The sequence below is a fragment of the Oleiphilus sp. HI0067 genome (assembly GCF_001635735.1).
Window position 1 is genome coordinate 1 of sequence record NZ_LWFI01000657.1, and the last position, 685, is coordinate 685.

A 685-nucleotide genomic window follows, 5' to 3' on the forward strand; every position below is an offset into this window, starting at 1 on the left:
AAGCGTCTTCCTTCTGGTCTTTACCAATTCCGTCAAGGTACTGGTCATGAGCGTTGCGTATTCGATTGTATCGGTGCGATCAATGCTGGTGCAGACCTTCTTTGGATCGAAACCGCAGTCCCAACTGTACACGAGATCGCGGGCATGATGAACGACGTACGTAAAGTTCACCCAGATGCGAAACTTGTTTACAACAACTCGCCATCTTTCAACTGGACATTGAACTTCCGTCAGCAAGCATATGACGCAATGGTTGAAGCGGGCGAAGATGTTTCTGCATACGATCGTGCAAACTTAATGTCTGCTGAATATGATGATTCTGCATTGTCAGCAGCTGCTGATGCGCGTATCAAGACTTTCCAAGCGGATACTGCGCGTGAAGCGAACGTATTCCACCACTTGATCACTCTACCTACTTACCACACTACTGCGTTGTCTGTAGACAACCTAGCGAAAGAGTATTTCGGTGAGCAAGGTATGCTTGGTTACGTTGAAGGTGTTCAGCGTAAAGAGATCCGTCAAGGTATCGCATGTGTTAAGCACCAAAACATGGCTGGTTCAGACCTTGGTGATGATCACAAAGAGTACTACGCTGGTGATCGTGCGCTTAAAGCGGGCGGCGCAAAAAACACTTCTAACCAATTCTCGTAAGGCAAAAGTTCTTAATTCGAGACTAATAGAAGTT

Annotated in this window: 1 pseudogene; it reads left to right on the forward strand. The window is 46.6% G+C overall.

The annotated features are described in order from the left end of the window. Positions 1-651 (forward strand): annotated as a pseudogene (locus A3739_RS07225) (isocitrate lyase); the annotation flags it as partial. Positions 652-685: the final 34 nt, after the last annotated feature.